Annotated in this window: 17 protein-coding genes, 1 other RNA gene and 2 pseudogenes; 11 read left to right on the forward strand and 9 right to left on the reverse strand. The window is 65.4% G+C overall.

From position 1 onward, the window contains the following. Positions 1–145 precede the first annotated feature (145 nt). The 4 genes and pseudogenes from AC0IX7_RS04735 to AC0IX7_RS04750 form a co-directional block, all read right to left on the reverse strand. A pseudogene (locus AC0IX7_RS04735) lies at positions 146–1322 on the reverse strand (CCA tRNA nucleotidyltransferase). Continuing rightward, positions 1313–1908: pseudogene (locus AC0IX7_RS04740) on the reverse strand (CoA pyrophosphatase). The pseudogenes AC0IX7_RS04735 and AC0IX7_RS04740 overlap by 10 nt, the downstream one beginning before the upstream one ends. Continuing rightward, positions 1905–2471, reverse strand: a complete 567-nt coding sequence (locus tag AC0IX7_RS04745) for a DUF1285 domain-containing protein (RefSeq protein WP_471810722.1) — start codon at positions 2469–2471, stop codon at positions 1905–1907. The pseudogene AC0IX7_RS04740 and the gene AC0IX7_RS04745 overlap by 4 nt, the downstream one beginning before the upstream one ends. A gap of 42 nt (positions 2472–2513) precedes the next feature. Beyond that, complete coding sequence (locus AC0IX7_RS04750) at positions 2514–3041, reverse strand: GNAT family N-acetyltransferase (protein ID WP_254688565.1); 528 nt, start codon at positions 3039–3041, stop codon at positions 2514–2516. A 360-nt stretch (positions 3042–3401) separates the two neighbouring features. On the opposite strand from AC0IX7_RS04750, the gene AC0IX7_RS04755 reads away from it, so the two are divergent. Then, entirely contained in the window at positions 3402–3773 is a 372-nt protein-coding gene (locus tag AC0IX7_RS04755) for a dihydroneopterin aldolase (protein WP_471810723.1), read from the forward strand. Between the two features lie 84 nt (positions 3774–3857). Next, the gene (locus AC0IX7_RS04760) at positions 3858–4064 is read left to right on the forward strand and encodes a Rossmann fold domain-containing protein (RefSeq protein ID WP_471810724.1); all 207 of its coding nucleotides are present in this window, start codon (positions 3858–3860) and stop codon (positions 4062–4064) included. 182 nt (positions 4065–4246) lie between these two features. On the opposite strand, the gene AC0IX7_RS04765 is transcribed toward AC0IX7_RS04760, so the two are convergent. Next, positions 4247–4798 (reverse strand): hypothetical protein, encoded by a 552-nt coding sequence (locus AC0IX7_RS04765; RefSeq protein WP_471810725.1) that lies wholly within the window; start codon positions 4796–4798, stop codon positions 4247–4249. Beyond that, a complete protein-coding gene (locus AC0IX7_RS04770) occupies positions 4735–5142 on the reverse strand; it encodes a hypothetical protein (protein WP_471810726.1) in 408 nt (135 codons plus the stop codon). The genes AC0IX7_RS04765 and AC0IX7_RS04770 overlap by 64 nt, the downstream gene beginning before the upstream one ends. Before the next feature lie 245 nt (positions 5143–5387). On the opposite strand from AC0IX7_RS04770, the gene AC0IX7_RS04775 reads away from it, so the two are divergent. The 5 genes from AC0IX7_RS04775 to AC0IX7_RS04795 all read left to right on the forward strand — a co-directional run bounded on the left by AC0IX7_RS04775 (position 5388) and on the right by AC0IX7_RS04795 (position 8511). After that, entirely contained in the window at positions 5388–6047 is a 660-nt protein-coding gene (locus tag AC0IX7_RS04775; protein ID WP_471810727.1) for an energy transducer TonB, read from the forward strand. Positions 6048–6115: 68 nt separating this feature from the next. Then, positions 6116–6910 (forward strand): MotA/TolQ/ExbB proton channel family protein, encoded by a 795-nt coding sequence (locus AC0IX7_RS04780; RefSeq protein WP_187502379.1) that lies wholly within the window; start codon positions 6116–6118, stop codon positions 6908–6910. A gap of 90 nt (positions 6911–7000) precedes the next feature. After that, positions 7001–7489, forward strand: coding sequence for an ExbD/TolR family protein (locus tag AC0IX7_RS04785; protein ID WP_471810728.1), 489 nt, complete (start codon positions 7001–7003; stop codon positions 7487–7489). A 33-nt stretch (positions 7490–7522) separates the two neighbouring features. Continuing rightward, entirely contained in the window at positions 7523–7951 is a 429-nt protein-coding gene (locus AC0IX7_RS04790; protein WP_187502377.1) for an ExbD/TolR family protein, read from the forward strand. A 200-nt stretch (positions 7952–8151) separates the two neighbouring features. After that, the gene (locus AC0IX7_RS04795; protein WP_471810729.1) at positions 8152–8511 is read left to right on the forward strand and encodes a tetratricopeptide repeat protein; all 360 of its coding nucleotides are present in this window, start codon (positions 8152–8154) and stop codon (positions 8509–8511) included. A 721-nt stretch (positions 8512–9232) separates the two neighbouring features. On the opposite strand, the gene dcd is transcribed toward AC0IX7_RS04795, so the two are convergent. After that, entirely contained in the window at positions 9233–9787 is a 555-nt protein-coding gene (gene dcd, locus AC0IX7_RS04800; protein WP_055878967.1) for a dCTP deaminase, read from the reverse strand. A gap of 244 nt (positions 9788–10031) precedes the next feature. Between dcd and AC0IX7_RS04805 the strand changes: the two genes are divergently transcribed. The 4 genes from AC0IX7_RS04805 (at position 10032) to AC0IX7_RS04820 (ending at position 13328) form a co-directional block, all read left to right on the forward strand. Continuing rightward, positions 10032–10721, forward strand: coding sequence for an N-acetylmuramoyl-L-alanine amidase (locus AC0IX7_RS04805; protein WP_471810730.1), 690 nt, complete (start codon positions 10032–10034; stop codon positions 10719–10721). A gap of 195 nt (positions 10722–10916) precedes the next feature. After that, positions 10917–11301, forward strand: an RNA gene (gene rnpB, locus AC0IX7_RS04810) — RNase P RNA component class A. Positions 11302–11349: 48 nt separating this feature from the next. Next, positions 11350–11802 carry a hypothetical protein gene (locus tag AC0IX7_RS04815; RefSeq protein WP_471810731.1) on the forward strand — a complete coding sequence of 151 codons (453 nt, stop codon included), beginning with the start codon at positions 11350–11352 and terminating at the stop codon, positions 11800–11802. After that, the gene (locus AC0IX7_RS04820) at positions 11694–13328 is read left to right on the forward strand and encodes a hypothetical protein (protein ID WP_471810732.1); all 1635 of its coding nucleotides are present in this window, start codon (positions 11694–11696) and stop codon (positions 13326–13328) included. The genes AC0IX7_RS04815 and AC0IX7_RS04820 overlap by 109 nt, the downstream gene beginning before the upstream one ends. A 154-nt stretch (positions 13329–13482) precedes the next feature. On the opposite strand, the gene AC0IX7_RS04825 is transcribed toward AC0IX7_RS04820, so the two are convergent. Both AC0IX7_RS04825 and AC0IX7_RS04830 read right to left on the reverse strand, forming a co-directional pair. Next, positions 13483–14121, reverse strand: a complete 639-nt coding sequence (locus tag AC0IX7_RS04825; RefSeq protein ID WP_187502373.1) for a carbonic anhydrase — start codon at positions 14119–14121, stop codon at positions 13483–13485. Then, positions 14118–15698 (reverse strand): SulP family inorganic anion transporter, encoded by a 1581-nt coding sequence (locus tag AC0IX7_RS04830; RefSeq protein WP_471810733.1) that lies wholly within the window; start codon positions 15696–15698, stop codon positions 14118–14120. Before AC0IX7_RS04830 ends, AC0IX7_RS04825 begins: the two co-directional genes overlap by 4 nt. Between the last annotated feature and the right edge of the window lie 69 nt (positions 15699–15767).

A 15767-nucleotide genomic window follows, 5' to 3' on the forward strand; every position in this document is an offset into this window, starting at 1 on the left:
CTCATCGTGCGGGTCTCGGCGTTAGCCAACCGGGATACCTCAGCTTCCGCTGGGGTGACGGATTTGGGGCGGGTGGCGCCGGCATTGGGAATCACCGCTCGGCGAAGTATGGCTCGCCGCTCCGGCACTTCAGCACTTCCGCAACTTAGCAACTCAGAGCTTCAGCCACCATCTGATCTGCGATCGCCGCGACGCGTTCCGCATCCGGAAAGCCTTCCGCGATCCACTGCGTTTCGACCTGTCGCAGCATCGCCGCGACGTCCGGGCCCTTGCGCAGACCGCGTTCCACGAGGGCCCCCCGGAGAACGGGAAGGCGGGGGCGTCCAGTCCTTGATCGGGGAAACGTCTTCGCCCGCGATCAGCAGCCGGTCGATCGCGACGGTCATGCCGGCGCGGTAGGCAAGCGCCTGCGGGCCTTCGGTGCCGGGCCCGGCGGTGGCGGCGATCAGACGTTTGCGGTCGGTGTTCGACAGCTTCAGGCGCGCGCCGACCGCTTCGGCTGCAGCGGGGCGATCGTCATGGCGAGGCGGCGGATCGGGTCGGGTGCGATACCCGCTGCCGTCTCGCGCCCGGCGAGTAGAGCGAGACGCTCCGCACCCGCCGCGTCGATCTCGGGCAGGACCGCGCGGAAAATACCGCGCTCGACCATCAAGGCGACCACCGGCACCGCGTTGGCGGCGATCAGCAGCTTCAGCACCTCGCTCGCGACACGTTCGCGGAGAGCGCCATCAGATCGTTCGCACGGGTGGTACAGGCTTCCAGCCCGGCTTCGTCGATCGTCGTGCCGAACCGGGCGTGGAAACGGAAGAAGCGGAGGATGCGCAGATGATCCTCAGCGATCCGCTGCAACGGGTCGCCGATGAAGCGCACGCGTCGTGCCGCCAAGTCGTCGAGGCCACCGAAATAATCGAAAATCTCGCCTGTCGCCGGATCTGCGTAGAGCGCGTTCATCGTGAAGTCGCGCCGCGCGGCATCCTCGCGCCAGTCGTCGGTATAGGCGATGATCGCGTGGCGGCCGTCGGTCGAGACGTCGCGGCGCAGCGTCGTTACTTCGACCGGACCCGCGGGGTGACCGCGGTGATCGTGCCGTGCGCGAGGCCGGTCGGGACCGCCTTGATCCGCGCGTCCTGGAGACGCTCGATCACCTCCTGCGGGGGCAGGCGCGTGGCGATATCGACATCGGCGACGTCGATCCCGAGCAGCGTGTCGCGCACCGCTCCGCCGACGAAGCGGGACTCGCCCTCGGTTGCCCCGAGAACCTTGGTCAGTGCTTCGAGACCGTCACGATCGCGCCACGGCGCGGCCAGGAGTATCAAGACCACCTCAGGCGACGGGCGAGGTTGACGATCATCGCGGCGGTCGCGCCCCAGATGCGGCGCTCGTTCCACATGATCTCGTAATAATGCCGGTCATGGCCCTGCCATTCGAGCGTCGCCTCGACGTGGTTCGCCTCGTCGAGGAGAAACGCGAGCGGCACTTCGAAGACGCTGGCGACTTCGGCCTCGCTCGGGGTGAACACCAGGTCGGGCGGTATGATGCCGATCACCGGCGTCACCTGGAAACCGGTGACGGTGCGGTAGCTGTCCGCCTCGCCGATCACCCGGACCTCATCGCGCGGAGAGCGATTTCCTCCTCGGCTTCACGAAGCGCGGCGGTGACCACGTCCTCGCCGGGATCGATCCGACCGCCGGGGAACGCGATCTGGCCTGGGTGGCGGCTCATCGTGTCGGTACGCTGGGTCAGGATCACGCCGGGATCGGCGCAGTCGGTGACCGCGATCAGCACCGCGGCGGGGAGCAGCGTGTCGGCGGCGGTCAGGTCGCCGTCATGCTGGTCGCCGGTGAGCAAGATCATGTGCGAGCCGGCGCCCTTCGCCAGCGCTGCGGTCAGCCGTTCCGTCAAACTCATGCGGCAGGCTCCAGCGGGAAGAACGCCCCGTCGCTCCAGATGCCCGGTGTCTCCGCGTCATCGGCGATCGCGCGCTCGGCGAGTTCGTAATAGACCGAGCGCACGACCAGCGCCTCCATCCCGCCGCGCACGACGAGATACGGACGCGGGCCATCGGTATCCTCGACGAAGCGCAGTGGATGCTCGGGACCCGCGGTAACGAGATCGCCGGTGTTGAGCCGGAACGCGAGTTTCGAGTCGCGACCGGTGCCCTCGGCCTTCATCTCGACCGCGATGAAGGGCGCGTCCTCGACCTCGATATCGAGCTTTTCGACGGGCGTGACGAGCACGTGGCTGCCATCGGCCTCGCGGCGCAGGATCGTCGAGAACAGCCGGACCATCGGCGGGCGTCCGATCGGCGAGCCCTGGTGATACCAGGTGCCGTCGCGCGCGATCCGCATCTCGCTGTCACCGCAATGCGTCGGGTTCCATTTCTCGACCGGCGGGAGCTTGGCTTCCTCGACGAGCTTGGCGATCTCGGCGAGACTTAAGGAGGCGATATCGGGGATGGGATCCATGGGCATGGCGGCGGACTAGGCGGGCCGGGGGCCAGGTAAAGCGGCGGCTTATGCGGATGCGGTGACCGGTATCGTAACCGGTACGCGTGCACCGAGCATGCCGGGTGTGTTCGGGACCGCGTCGCCGCGTGCGAGCAGGCGGTGGCGTTCGACTGGACCCGGTGCGCTCCAATGCGCGGTTCGATCGGCGGTGAAGCCGAAGAAGCGGCCGTAATAATCCGGATCGCCGATCAGCATCAGCGCACCGTCGAGGCCGTGCGCGGCTGCCGCATCGAGCGCGTGCGTCATCAAGCGGCGGCCGATCCCGTCGCCCTGGTGGGTCGGCTCGACCGCGACCGGGCCGAGCATGACGAGTGGCGTTTCGACCCCGTCCTGGATCAGCGCGATCGGCCAGCATTGGATCGAGCCCACGAGGGCGCCGTCCTCGATCGCCGCGAAGCTGAGGGCGGCGATTGCCTCGCCAGCGCCGCGGATCGTGTAGGCGGTGCGGCGAAATCGGTCCGGCCCGAACGCGCGATCGAGCAGCGACTCGACCATGGCCGGATCGATGCTGTCGAGGGGGACGAGAGTGATCACGGCATCTCCTGCCCCCGGACGTGCCGAGCGACGGCGCGCGGGCGATGGGGGCAGCGCGCTTTAAACTCGGTGCGGCTGAACGCAAGGATAACCGGCGGGGGTGGGGAGGCTTGCGGTGAAAACGCCGCTACTCTGAGTGATCGAGGGCGGACCACCACGATCCTCCCCCGCCAGGGGGAGGTGGCTGGCGTTTGCCGGACGGAGGGGAGGAAAGCGATGACCGCTGTTCCGTGTCCTCCCCTCCGTCACCTTCGGTGCCACCTCCCCCTGGCGGGGGAGGATCGCGTGAGCAATCAGCAAGCGCGTCTGACTTCGAAGACCCGACTTTCATCTCGCGGCGCGTCTGCTAGAGGCGCGACGATGGAAGACAGTCTTCAACTCGAAGTCCACGATCTCGAAGTGCAGGTCCTGACCGGCATCTATTCGGAGGAGACGCACCTGCCGCAGCCGCTGCGGATCTCGCTGACCGTCGACATGGTGTGCCCCAAGCGGTTCGACCTCGATACGCCGTTGTCGGCGTCGAAGAATTACCTCGATCTGAAGAATGCGGCGACCACCGCGCTACCTCCGGGCGTGCACTTCACGCTGATCGAGGGCGTGGCGGATCATATCTGCGAGACGCTGTTCCTGCAGGACGCGCGGGTGTTGCGCGTGAAGGTGAAGATCGTGAAGCTGGCGATCGCCGAGGCGGACGAGGCGATCGGCGTGACCCTCGTCCGCCACCGCCGCTGACGCCGTGCGCCTGACGCTCGAACCGGGTGGCGAACCGGGTGGGGATATCGCCGCGCTGGTGCGGGGGCGGTTGGCGAGTCGCTAGTGGTCGTGATTCCGGCGGCGCTGGATGCGCTGGCGATGGCGCTGGCGAAGGCTGCGATCGGCCCGCTCGCGGTAGAATTGGCGCCCGCGACTCGGGTGAATGCGGTGGTGCTTGAGGAGGGCGGCGACCCCGCTGACGTCGATGCGGCGGTCGCGTTTCTCGAGCAGGCGCGGTCGACCACGGGTCAATTGATCGAGATACGCTGACCTGGTGCCGTTATCGGCAAGTCGGGTTCGTATCTTCCGATCCACCGTAACCGTCATTCCCGCGAAGGCGGGGACCCATATTGGCTAGCCGGTCGATAGAATTGCCAACCCTTGAGGATCTGGGTCCCCGCCTCCGCGGAGATGACTGACAGCCGTCGGAGCTTCGACGGCCGTCAATTTCTCTAGACCTTCCGCGTCCGCCCGCACGGGCCGAGCGCGGCCAGCACATAGGCGTAATCCTCTCGCGCGATCGTCGCGTCGGCGGCTTCCAGCGACGCGGTGCTCCGCTCGGGCAGTGTCTGCGGCAATGCGCACGCCATCCGGTACCACAGCAACGTCTCGGGCGCCGGCGGTGCGGCGGATTCGTCGACGATCTCGCTCAGCGCGACCGCCCAGCGTGGCTGTTCGCCCGGACGGCGCAGGACCGACAGCGACACCGGACGCTGGTCCGCGGTGGTCAGGAAGATTTGCGTCTCGCCCTCGCCGGGTAGCGCGCCCGCGACGTGGAATGCGTTGCCGATCCCGGTGATGACCGGCGGCGCGTCGCTTGCCAATGCGTCCTTGGCGATCTTCCGCGCGCGCGCATCGGCGGTCGGCGTCCAGTCGAGCTGCGCGTCGGGCGCTATCAGCTGGACCTGGTTGACCGCGCCCGGCACTGGCCGCGCGAAGATCAGCACGCGTGCCTTCTTGAACTTCGGCACGCGACCGGCCGAATCGGGGGCGACGTCGAGCAAATAGCCGATTCGCGGCGGCAGCCCATCCGCCCCCGGATCAGCGCCGTTACGTCGACCTCGACATATAGTCGGACTAAACCCGGCGCGAGGTTCGGGGCTTCGGCGGGCTTGATCTTCGCGGTCGATCGCACCGTCGCATCGGCTATCACCGGCGCGGACAGCACCAGGTCGGCGATGTCGGCATACCCGATCCCGCCGGCGCCATCCTGCTGCACCGCATCACGAGAAACCGACGCGTTACCGGGAGAAACCTGGGCTGGTGGAGGCATCTGTCCGGCATGGACGGGGAGCGCGACGAGCGCGATCGACAGGGCCGAAGCCGTAACGTGAAACAATGGATTCATGCCGACAGGCTACGCGACCCAAGCTGAACGATACAGAAATAATTCTGCCATCTAGCGGTTGTAAGTTTGTTGCGTCTGACAAAGCGTTTGCGTGTCGCATGACGTGGCGATAGGACTTGGCGAATGCCCCGTGGTTATTCCGGCCAACGGCAGACGCATGTGTCGCGTACCGAGTACGGACATGTGCGTACGGAGCAGGCAGATTAAGGGAGTGTCGTTTCTGAATGGCCTATACTGACCAGAAGATGTCCGGAGGCAAAATCGTCGCGATCGTGATCGTCGCGCTGATTCATGCGGCCTTGGGCTACGCTTTCGTCACGGGCCTCGCGTACCAGTACGTGAAAAAGGCCCAAGAAAAGATGACGACGTTCGACGTGGAGCCGCCGCCGCCGCCGCCTCCGCCCGACGAGCCCCCGCCGCCGCCACCTGACCAGCCAAACCTGCCGCCGCCACCGACCACGGTCGTGACGCCGCCGCCAGTGGTCGTGACCCCGCAGCCTGCGCCTGCGATCACCACGTCGACGATCATCCCTCGGTTCCAGCCGACGGCTCCGCCTGCGCCTCCCGCGCCGCCGGCTCCGCCAGCAGCACCGGCACCACCAGTCGTCAGCAAGGCGGCCGGTGCAAAGGGTGATCCCGCACAGTGGGTGTCGACGGACGACTATCCGCCGAGCTCGCTCCGCGCCGAGGAAGAAGGCACGGTCGGGATCGCTTGGGACATCAACACCCAGGGTCGCGTCGAGAATTGCCGCGTCACGTCGTCGAGCGGATCGTCTGCGCTGGATCGGGCCGCTTGCGCCGCGATCACACGGCGTGGTCGGTATTCGCCGGCAGTGGACACGGCGGGCAACCCGATCCGGTCGAGCTCTTCGCGTCGCGTGACGTGGAAGATCCCGCCCCAGTAATTTGGTGCCATAACCGCCGCAGCTTTCGTTTCAGATATAGACCTATATAGTCAGAGGACTAACCGATCATGATCACCACCATTCTTGCGGCGGCCGGGACCGCCGCTGCCGACGCCAACCCGTACGGCCTCCAGGCCGCACTTCGCGAAGGCGGCCTGATCTCGCAGACCGTGTTCGGCATCCTCGTGCTGATGTCGGTCGTGTCGTTCTACATCCTGTTCTCGAAGCTGTTCGAGCAGCAGAAGATCATCGGTCAGGGCAAGCGCGTCCGTCAGGCCTTCTGGTCGTCGAACAGCCTTCGCGAAGGTTCGGCCAAGCTCGAGAAGAACTCGGCCTACAAGCAGATCGTCGACGACGGTCTGGCCGCTCAGGAACAGCATTCGAAGCTGACCGATCCGGTCGAGGCCCATGACTGGCTGCACGGTTCGCTCGCGCGTTCGGAAGCTGCGATCAACTCGAAGCTTGGTGGCGGTCTCGCCTTCCTCGCGACGGTCGGTTCGGTCTCGCCGTTCATCGGTCTGTTCGGTACGGTTATCGGCATCTATCGCGCACTCGTGAAGATCGGTGCATCGGGTCAGGCATCGATCGACAAGGTCGCAGGGCCGGTCGGTGAAGCACTGATCATGACCGCGCTGGGTCTGGTCGTCGCAGTTCCCGCCGTGCTGTCGTACAACTGGCTGCAGCGCCGCAACAAGTCGATCGCAGAGGACCTGTCGGCCTTCTCGAACGACGTGCTGGGCTTCCTTGCTTCGAACGGCGCCGTGCGTCCGTCGATCGCAACGGCTGCCAAGCCGGTTGCGGCCAAGCCTGTTACGACCACCACGACCGCCGGCCAGACCGGTGGCGTGCCGCGCGCCAACTAAGACGCGAAAAGGGGGCTGCTGTTCGCAGCGGCCCCGCTTCATTGCCGCCGGCAGTTCCGGTGGCGATTACATGGATAGGATAGTTCGCACATGGCGATGAGTGTTGGTGGCGATTCCACCGAGAGTTCGATATCGGACATCAATACGACGCCGCTGGTCGACGTCATGCTCGTGCTCCTGATCATCTTCCTGGTGACGACGACTGTCGCGGTCCAGGCGGTGCAGCTGAAGCTCCCGGAGGTTCGCTTCGATCCGACGATGACCAAGCCAGAGAATGTCTCGCTGTCGGTGACTTCGGCCAACGGACAGTGCCAGGTATATTGGGGCCTTTCGCAGGTTACTCATGAAGAGCTGCTGCAACGCGGCGTCGACAAGCTGAAGGCAGAGATCGCACGTCAGGGCGGTGCCAATGCTGCCGGTCTCGAACTTCCCGAGGCGCATATCCGCGGCGACGTGGACGCACCGTATCGCTGCATCGGCGCCACGATCTACACGATGCAGCAGGCCGGGTTCGCCCGCGTCGGCTTCATCTCCGAACCGCCCCGGGCGGCACCACCGAACGCTGATGCCGAACGCTGACGGTCGCTCGGACGTATTTAGGAGTAGCATAGAATGGCAATGAGCGGCGGCAAAGAAGATGGCTCGCCGATGATGGAAATGAACATGACGCCGTTGATCGACGTCCTGCTCGTTCTCCTCATCATGTTCATCATCACGATCCCCATCCAGACGCACGCGGTGAAGGTCGATCTTCCGGTCAATAGCCCGAACCAGCCGCAGAACCCGGTCAATCCCGAGAAGAACAAGATCTCGATCGATGCCGCCGGTGTTATCGCGTGGAACGGTGCGCCGGTCGACGAAGTCACGCTGCGCCAGTATCTGGATCAGTCCGCCGGGATGACGCCCGAGCCCGAACTCCACTTCCAGCCTGATCCGCAGGCGCGGTACGAAGTGGTCGATCGTACGCTGGCCGTCATCAAGCGGTCTGCGATCACGAAGCTCGGCTTCATCGGCAACGAGCAGTATCGCAACGACTTCTAAGTCGCCTGCGTACAGTATCGAACGTCCAAAGGGCGGTCCTCCGGGGCCGCCCTTTTTTCTTGTGTTCGACGGCTTGGGGCCGCGCGTGGTGGCCGGCAGCGAAACTTGATCAATGTACTTGTATCGACAGTCATCGAAGTGACATACCGTTGTCACAAAAATGAAACCTTCCGATCGGCGAAGGTCAGCGGAGATGAGAGATGCGCAAGTCCGTCCTGTTCGTTCTCGCAACCCTTGGCGCGGCAACGCCGGCGCTGGCGGCCCCATCCGCTTACCAGGATCGCACCGGCTACACGGCCATCGCGGCGGGCGACCTATCGACGGCGGAACAGCGCATCGTCGCCGAGCGGAAGATTTTCCCGCAGCGTCCCGAACTGATGCTCAACCTGGCGTCGGTATACCGCCGGACCGGCCGCGACTCGGAAGCCCGGGCGCTGTATTCTGCGGTTCTGCAGCGGCCCGCGGTCGCGATGGACCTGCCGTCGGGTGCGGTGGTTTCGTCGCACGATCTCGCGAGCCGCGCGCTGGCCCGTCAGACGCAGCAGATCGCGACTCGCTGATCTCGACGATGCTCGGGAGCGTCCGACCTGTCCTCTCGCGAAGGCGGGGCCCTAATTTAGGTCCTGCCTCCGCGAGGGCACGAAGAGTGGGTGGCCTGGAGGCTGGAGGCGCTCGCCGGGCCGAATGACGGCGTGCGGGTCGAGGAGCGTTCGCCTCAACTGGGGGGCTTCTGGTTCCGCGGCCTGCGTTCCTAGGCGTAGCTCGCTTCGGGGCATCATATTTTGCAGCGTTCAGTCTACGAAGGCCGGTGGGCAAAACTTGTAAGCTGAGCGTTCCGCTCCGTTATTGCGACCGTTCCAATTGAGCCCGACCTCGCCGGGGATGGCGGGTTTGGACGGATCCCAGAAATGGGCGCGCGGAAAAAGTCGGACTCTCCGCGTTTACCAGGCGGAGAACGGCTAGTGGGGCTGCCGCCCACGGACGTACCCCTCTTCGCGACGCGCCGGAGGAGCGGTAAACGGATCTGTCAGCAGAATCTTTGCGTCATCGCCCGATACTTCGGTGGCGGAATGCCAGCTACAACTCGTTGGTGATAACCGCGGGCTGACACGTAGCTTCGGCGTTCTGGTCGAGGAGCGAGACTGGGCGTCGAACGCTGCGTTCAAGTCGACCGGCCTGCAATCTTAGCTTCCGCCCGAGCAAACGCGATAATCTACCGCGTTCAAGCCAAACGACGAACCGAGCCGGACGACAGACAAGCCTCTCACGCAGTCCCCGACCTTACAAGCGCGGCAACGTCACCCCGCGCTGCCCCATATATTTGCCCGCGCGGTCGGCGTAGCTCACTTCGCACGGCTCGTTCCCCTTGAGGAATAGGAATTGGCACGCGCCTTCGTTGGCGTAGATCTTGGCCGGGAGCGGCGTGGTGTTGGAGAATTCCAACGTCACATGGCCTTCCCATTCGGGCTCGAGCGGGGTCACGTTGACGATGATCCCGCAGCGCGCATAGGTCGACTTGCCGAGGCAGATAACCAGCACGTCGCGCGGTACGCGGAAATACTCGACGGTGCGGGCGAGCGCGAAGCTGTTCGGCGGGATGATGCAGACGTCGGTCTTGCGATCGACGAAGCTGTTGGCCGCGAAGTCCTTCGGGTCGACGATCGCGCTGTCGACGTTGGTGAAGATCTTGAACTCGTCGGCGACGCGCGCGTCATAGCCATAGGACGACAGCCCGTACGAGATGCAGCCATCGCGGCGCTGCGCTTCGTGGAACGGTTCGATCATCGCATCGCCCAGCGCGCGCTCGCGGATCCAGCGGTCGGACATCACGGACATGGCAACTCCCTTTTTCGGGAGCGGCTTTCGCGCGGATGTCGCCCGACGGCAAGAGGGGTAGGCGGAAAGAGCGTAGGTGCGTTCCGCGCTCGGCTGTTTCGCGCACCGCGCGTTGGCTATTGATGCGGTCGGGCGGTGGCGTCACAATGCGGCGTCGCAATCGTCATGATCGGGCGCCACGATCGGGCGCCATGATCGGGACTGCGCCGTCGGAGCAAGCCCGGCGGCTCGAAGGGAAGCTGGCTTGAAGTTCATCGAGACACCGTCGCCCAATTTCGACGACCGCACGCTGCCCATTACGATGATCGTGTTGCATTATACCGGCATGCAGGACGGCGCGTCGGCGATCGCACGGTTGCGCGATCCCGAGGCGAAAGTGTCGTCGCATTACCTGGTCGAGGAGGACGGCACGGTCCTGCGGATGGTCGCAGAGGATAAGCGCGCCTGGCACGCGGGCCGGTCGCACTGGCGCGGGATCGAGGACGTCAATTCGGCGAGTGTCGGCATCGAGATCGTCAATCCGGGGCATGAGTTCGGCTATCGTCCTTTCCCGCCCGAGCAGATCGCGTCGGTCGTGGCCCTGGTCGCGGAGATCAAGGATCGGCACGAGATCACGCGCGGGAATATCGTTGGACATTCGGACATCGCCCCGACCCGCAAACGTGATCCCGGCGAGCTGTTCCCGTGGCACGAACTGGCGCGGCGCCGGCTGGCGTTGCCGCGGCCGACCAAGAATCTGATGGATCCGGGCTGGACCGAGGGTGGATTCTGCCTCGCGCTCGAACGCTTCGGGTATGACGTGGAGAACCGGATGGCCGCGACGATGGCGTTCCAGCGGCGGTTCCGACCGGAACTGGTCGACGGCGAGGTCGATGCGGAGTGCCGGTGTATCCTGCTGGCGTTGCTGCTGCCGAAGCCGATGGGCGACGACTGAGGTCTTCCCCTCGTCCCTGGAAGGGAGGGGCTGGGGGTGGGTTTGGTTCCGTATCGCGAGACGGTCGCGACCAAAGCTGGCCGACCCACCTCGTCCCCTCCCTTCCAGGGAGGGAAGACCGTCGCACTTACGCGCGAGCATTTTGGCCACGAAAACGGTGGTGCATCCGACCCACCCGCGCTAGGGCTCGCCTCGCCAGAGGGTCGGGCGGCCGCGGGTGTCTTTACGACACGCGAGGAAAGTCCGGGCTCCGCGAAACGACGGTGCCGGGTAACGCCCGGCGAGGGTGACCTCAGGGAAAGTGCCACAGAGAGCAGACGGCCAACCCTCGGCGCAAGTCGGGGCGGTCAGAGTGAAAGGGTGCGGTAAGAGCGCACCGCGCGCCTGGTAACAGGGGCGGCACGGCAAACCCCACCGGGAGCAAGATCGAATAGGGGTGGCACATGGGCTTCGTTTCAGCTCGTCACCCGGGTTGATTGCTTGAGGCGGCGGGCAACCGTCGTCCTAGAGGAATGGTCGCCTAACTTTCGACCGAAGGGTCGGAAATGGACAGAACCCGGCTTACAGACCCTCTGGCATCCTTCCCCGAACCATTGCAGACTGCGACGAAATTGCGTCGGGGGAAGTGATGCGTATCGACAGGGCCGGGTTGATCGGCGCGGGCATGATGGCGGTCGCCGTCGCGACGGTGCAGGTGGCCGTTCCGGTCACGGCGCAGGCTCCCACGACGACGGTGCAGCAGGATTTCGATGCCGCCGCCGCACTCGATGTGAAGGGTGACAGGCCCGCGGCGTTGGCGGCGTGGGAAAAGCTCGAGGCACGTACCAAGCCGGGCTCGCGCAGCCGCGGCATCGCGCTGATCCGCAAGAGCGCGGCGCTATTCAAGCTCGATCGATCCGACGATGCGGTGACCGCGGCGCGGGCGGGGCTGGCATTGTTGCCCGCGACCGACCCGACGCTCGCCGAGGATCGTTGGCGAGCCTTTACGACCTTGGGATCATCGCCCAGAACGCGCTCGACTATGCGGGCGCGAGCGACGCCTATGCGAGCGCGGAGGCGGCGGGCGGCACGCCGTCGCTGAAGGCCGCATCGTTGCTGGCGCTGGCGGAGACGAGGACGTTTACCGATCCCGCCGCCGCAGAGGCGGCGCTGGCCCGTGTCGATGCCCTGGTGAAGACCGCTCCGGCGGATGCCAGGGTGAAGGCCATGATCGCACGTCGCCATGCAATCCTGTCGCTCAATCGCGGCGCATACGAGCCTGCGCGGGCCTATGCGATCGACGCGGTCAAGCAACTCGGCGGGCTGACGTCCCAGACCGATTCGAACGACGTATCCGCGCGCTCCGACGCGGCGATCGCCTCGCTGCTAGCCGGCAAGCCCGACGACGCGCGGCGGTATATGGCGATGACCGGGGCGGGGCGGCTCACCAAGGGCGAGTTCGACCCAGCCGTGCAGATGGACGTACCGCCGTGTGGCGGCGAGGCCGATTTGCGCCCCGCCGACATGGCGGTGGTCGAGTTCACGATCGGCGACGACGGTGTGGTGAGAGATGTTTCGCCGATCTATGCCGCGGGCGGCGGTGCGGTCGCGCTGGAGTTCGCACGGGCGGTGCGCGACTGGTCCTGGACGCCGGAACAGGCAAAGGCGTTACCGGCATTCTTCCGACGCAATGTCCGGATCGAGATGCGGTGCTCGACCTTGTTCGAGCGACCGTCGATCGGCAAGTTCCTCGATTCCGACATGGCGACGTGGCTCGAATCGAAGGGCTTTCGCTACCGGCCGAGGAACGTGGGGCGGATGCCGTCGCGGTCGTCCGCCAACGTGCGGCGCTCGCTGCCGCGGAGGCGAAGTCCGGACCTAATTCGCTCGCGACGCTGCCGCCGCTGTACCAGTTGGTCAATAATGCGGTCGTCGGCCGCGAGGAATCCAACGTGTTCGCAAGGCGCGCGCTCGCGATCGCCGAAGCCCAGGGGCGCCCGCATCGGCAAGGCTGCCGCTCGATATCAGCGTGCGCGTGACGGCCAGTGCGGACAGCTGGAAGGACGGGGCGTTCACCCGCGCCGTCACGCCGCTGCTGTCGATGCCGGTCTATGCGAACGATCCCAAGGCACGGTCGGCGATCCTGTTGTTGATCGCCGAGCGGACCAATGCGCGAAACCGCCGTGCTGTGCTGTTGCAGCAGGTTGCGGACGACAAGGGACTGGCTGCGAACGATCCCATGCGCGTCGGGGCGCTGATCCGTTTGGCCTCGCTCCAGCAACAGGCAGGCGATACGGCCATGGCGCGCGCGACGTTCGACCGGTCCGGGCTGGCGGCAAGCCAGTGTGCGATCCTCGACGCGCCGCCACGATTCCTTTCGGCTGGCGGCGTCTTTCCGAACGAGGCGCAGGCGTGGGGTTTCGAAGGGTGGACCAAGACGCAGTTCGACGTTGGCGCCGACGGCAAGGTTCTCAACCAGCGCGCCGTGCTGAGCTACCCCCGTTCGTGTTCACCAAGGCCGGCGTGCAGACGATCGCGGGCGCACGGTACACCAAGACGTTCCGGCCCGATGGCGGCGTCGGCTGCGGCGGCCTGTCGCAGAGCGTGCGGTTCAAGCTGCCGGGGTGAGGTTCTGATTTGTCCTTCCCCTGGCGGGGGGCAGGCGTCAGACTGACGGAGGGGAGATAAGCGAAAACCTCTGGCTCGTATCCTCCCCTCCGTCTGGCGAGTGCCAGCCACCTCCCCTGGCGGGGGAGGATTGGGGTAGTGCAACCCTCTCGGCTTACACCAGCACCTTGTCCGGCCGGCCGACCTCTTCGAGAACCGTCTTCGAATCGATTTCCATCATCGGTTTGATCAGGCCGTCGCGGATGTCGTAGACCCAGCCGTGCAGCAGCACTTCCTGCCCGCGGGCGAAGGCGCCCTGGATCGTCGCGGTGCGCGCGAGACGGATGAGTTGGTCGCGGACGTTGACCTCGACCAGCCGGTTGACCTTCTGTTCGCGGTCGGGCTGCGCATCGATCTCGTCCGCATGGTCGTGCAGGACGCCGCGCGCGGTCGAGAGCCAGTCGTCCACGGCGCCGCTCGTGCCGCCGTCGAGCGTCGCGCGGATCCCGCCGCACGCATAATGGCCGCAGATGATGATGTGGCGCACGCCCAGCACGTCGACCGCGTATTGCAGCACCGACATCAGGTTCATGTCGTCGTCGTTGACGAGATTGGCGATGTTGCGGTGGATGAACATGTTGCCCGGCGGCGTCATCGTCATCTGTTCCGGACTGACGCGGCTGTCCGAACAGCCGATCCACAGGAACTCCGGGTTCTGCCCGACGAGCTGGCGCTGGAAGAAGTCGGCGCTTTCCTCGATGATCTCGGCCGACCACGCCTTATTGGCGAGCAGCAGCTGCTTGTATTGCCTCATGCGAAACGGACCTCGGTCTGGGGGGCGTTGATCAGCTTCACCGTACGAAGCGCGAGATCGCCGCGGATCAGTACGGTGATGCCGCGGTATTGCGCGCCCTTGATGAACGCGTTGATGATGTCGACGTTGTCGAGATCGACATAGCTGGTCGACGAGAGATCGATCAGCAGGTTCGCGTTGTCCGGCACGCGATCGAGCGACTTCTGCAACTCGTATTTATGGATGAAATACAGGTTGCGGCGGGCACGGACGAGGCAGTCCTCATCGTCGCAGGCGAAGGTGATCGCAGTGCGAAAGTTGCGCGCGACGACGAACACGAAGCCGACGGCGAGACCGATGACGATGCCTTCGAGAAGGTCGGTGAACAGGATGGCGACCACGGTGACGACGAACGGGATGAACTGCGTCCAGCCCTGCTTGAAGCGCTCGGTATACAGCTTGGGTTTGGTCAGCTTGTAGCCGGTTGCGATCAGCACCGCGGCGAGCGCCGAGAGCGGGATCATGTTGAGCACTGTCGGGATCAGCGCGACGCTGACCAGGAGCCAGAAGCCGTGGAGCATTGTCGACAGCTTGCTCTCGGCCTTCGCGTCAACGTTGGCGGACGAGCGCACGATCACCGAGGTGACGGGCAGGCCGCCGATCAGCCCAGACAGGATGTTGCCGCCGCCCTGTGCCATCAGTTCCCAGTTCTTGTCGGTCGAGCGGCGGCGCGGATCGATCTCGTCGACCGCCTTGACGCTCAGCAAGGATTCGAGGCTGGCGACGATCGCGAGCGTGACCGCGCTGCTCCAGACGATGCCCATCGTGACCCCGGAGAAATCGGGAAAGGTGAACAGCGACGGGAATTGCGACAGCGTCTGCGTGATCGGGACCTGGACGAGGTGGGTGGCCTGCAGCTGCCAGTCGGGCTTGACGACGCCCAACAGCATGTTGCCGAAGATGCCGATCAGCACGACGACCAGCGGGCCGGGGACGAAGCGAAGCGGGCCGTCCTTGGGCTTGGCGCCATCCCACCAGAACAGGAAGGCGAGGCTGAGGCCGGCGATCAGGATGGCCCCGGGCGTCACGCTGGCCGAGAGGCTCTCGACGATCCGCGAGAAGGTGTTGACGCCGTTCGCGGTGCTGAATTCGAAGATGCCCACGGCTTCACGGTCGAAACCGACCGCGTGCGGGATCTGCTCAAGGATCAGGATCAGGCCGATCGCGGCGAGCATCCCGGTGATCACCGAGGACGGTACGAACTCGCTGAGGATGCCGGCGCGGGTCAGCGAGAAGCAGATCTGGAGCACCCCGGCGAGCACGACGGCCATCAGGAACATCTGGTAGCTCGGCATGCTTTCGATCGCGGTCAACACGATCACCGTCAGGCCGGCGGCGGGACCGCTGACCGACAATGGCGACTTGGAGAACAAGCCGACGGCGATGCCGCCGACGATCCCGGAGATGATGCCGGCGAACAGAGGCGCACCCGACGCAAGCGCGACGCCGAGACAAAGGGGTAGCGCGACGAGCGCGACGACGATGGAGGCGGGAAGATCCGCGCGCCATGTGGTGAGCTTTGGAATAAGAGTCGGCACCGATGCTCCTGTCGCTAAGGTGTCGGCTGGGAATACGTCCGACCCGGACGCGTCTATCCATGCCACATG

Source organism: Sphingomonas sp. AC411, from assembly GCF_979253035.1.

Excerpts from the sequence above, each read along its gene's own strand:
- AC0IX7_RS04745 (WP_471810722.1), bottom strand. The coding sequence starts at position 2,471 with ATGCCCATGGATCCCATCCCCGATATCGCCTCCTTAAGTCTCGCCGAG.
- AC0IX7_RS04755 (WP_471810723.1), top strand. The coding sequence starts at position 3,402 with ATGGAAGACAGTCTTCAACTCGAAGTCCACGATCTCGAAGTGCAGGTC.
- AC0IX7_RS04770 (WP_471810726.1), bottom strand. The coding sequence starts at position 5,142 with ATGAATCCATTGTTTCACGTTACGGCTTCGGCCCTGTCGATCGCGCTC.
- AC0IX7_RS04775 (WP_471810727.1), top strand. The coding sequence starts at position 5,388 with ATGTCCGGAGGCAAAATCGTCGCGATCGTGATCGTCGCGCTGATTCAT.
- AC0IX7_RS04780 (WP_187502379.1), top strand. The coding sequence starts at position 6,116 with ATGATCACCACCATTCTTGCGGCGGCCGGGACCGCCGCTGCCGACGCC.
- AC0IX7_RS04785 (WP_471810728.1), top strand. The coding sequence starts at position 7,001 with ATGGCGATGAGTGTTGGTGGCGATTCCACCGAGAGTTCGATATCGGAC.
- AC0IX7_RS04790 (WP_187502377.1), top strand. The coding sequence starts at position 7,523 with ATGGCAATGAGCGGCGGCAAAGAAGATGGCTCGCCGATGATGGAAATG.
- AC0IX7_RS04795 (WP_471810729.1), top strand. The coding sequence starts at position 8,152 with ATGCGCAAGTCCGTCCTGTTCGTTCTCGCAACCCTTGGCGCGGCAACG.
- dcd (WP_055878967.1), bottom strand. The coding sequence starts at position 9,787 with ATGTCCGTGATGTCCGACCGCTGGATCCGCGAGCGCGCGCTGGGCGAT.
- AC0IX7_RS04815 (WP_471810731.1), top strand. The coding sequence starts at position 11,350 with ATGCGTATCGACAGGGCCGGGTTGATCGGCGCGGGCATGATGGCGGTC.
- AC0IX7_RS04825 (WP_187502373.1), bottom strand. The coding sequence starts at position 14,121 with ATGAGGCAATACAAGCAGCTGCTGCTCGCCAATAAGGCGTGGTCGGCC.